This window comes from Alkalibacillus flavidus (genome assembly GCF_040545925.1).
GTDB lineage: Bacteria > Bacillota > Bacilli > Bacillales > Alkalibacillaceae > Alkalibacillus > Alkalibacillus flavidus.
This window is the reverse complement of the sequence record NZ_JBEPMX010000026.1, coordinates 1-1422: the sequence shown is the minus strand read 5'-3', so window position 1 is coordinate 1422 and position 1422 is coordinate 1. Positions and strand designations below refer to the sequence as shown.

Genomic DNA, 1422 nt, shown 5'->3' with positions numbered 1-1422 from the left:
GGAAGAATCGGACCTCAAAACCATTTCGACAAGCTTCCCGGCCTAACGCTGTTGCTAGATGGGTTTTACCTGTTCCTGGTGCTCCTGTTAAGATGACATTTTCGACGCGTTTGATAAAACTGAGGGAAATCAGTTCATCTTTATCTAATTGTTGAGGAAAATGGATATGGCTTCCCCAATGATAATCATCCAGTTCTTTAACATGTAAGAACTTCGCCTTCTTCATTAAGCGGTCCGCTCTGGCTTCCTCCCTTAAAACGAATTCCTTTTCAAATAGCTCTTTTAAAAATTGCTCTTTTGTTTCAAATGGTATTGATTCATAAACGTCTGCTACATACGCTAATCTTAGTGACTTGCACATGGCTTTAATATCCCGCGTCATGTTGACTCACCCCTTGGAATGTTTTGATCATAAAGGCTCCAGTCAACATCATATGGATGGTCGTCGTGTTCAGGTTGTAGATCGTTATCTATTAAGTCATAAAATTGATCATTAATTTGTTCCATATCATGTTGGGCCAATTGATGAATCAACCAACGCAGCCTTTCTTTTCTTAAACGATGATCCTCAATCCGGATATATTCAAATATTCGAACCGGCAAGTATGGTTGGTAACGTGAATACTCTATGGCTCTTGGCTTATCCAGCCAAGAGGATAGAATACCTTGCCAAGGAATTTGTCTTCTTTTATGCATATACGGTCTAACATCTTTCATAAGGATCTCTCCGTTAGGAGATGTGACTTTAAATTGATCCCAATAAAGCACTAATCGAACTTGTCCAAAATTATAGCTCTTAGGTACATGTACTTTGACTTGGTCGACCACAATTTCCCCATATTTATTAGCTTTCACCCATTTTTCTTTAAATATCGGATAATCTTGATCAGGAAGATGAAGCATGTGTTGATGTTCATCTTGATAAAGGTCTTCAATTGTTTGTTGTTTTACATAATGTTGGCGTTGGCGATCTTGTGTCAGTTGGTCCTCCAACCAGTCTGTGAGTTGTTCATATGACGTCATGACAGGTGCAGGTGTTGTGAAATTATATCGAATATAACCAACTTTATTTTCGACATGACCTTTTTCATGGCCACTATAGGGATTACAAGCTTGAATCTCACAACCATAATATGCTGAAAATTGATGGAGTTCATGGGTGAATTCAACTTCCTGATGGCGTCCCCTAGGTTTAATAACAGCTGCTTTTAAATTATCAATTCTTAGCACTCTAGGAACGGCTCCCATTTGTTTAAAAATAGTTTCTAGCCCTTTTAAGAAACATTCTTGGTTTTCACTTGGTAACGGAACACAAAAAGTTGCGTTGCTATAAGGTAAACTAAGGGACAAACCATGAACATCGACATATTGACCATCTTTAACAGCTTCTAACAAGCCAAAATCAACTTGCGCTTCACCTGG

2 protein-coding genes are annotated in these 1422 nt (G+C 38.5%); both read right to left on the bottom strand.

Features of this window, described 5'->3' with window-relative positions:
- Nucleotides 1-382 (bottom strand): ATP-binding protein (locus tag ABID56_RS12915; RefSeq protein WP_354221879.1); only part of this gene is annotated, 382 nt, incomplete at its 3' end.
- Nucleotides 379-1422: IS21 family transposase (locus ABID56_RS12910; protein WP_354221877.1), on the bottom strand; the 1044-nt coding region annotated here is incomplete at its 5' end. The genes ABID56_RS12910 and ABID56_RS12915, both read right to left, overlap by 4 nt.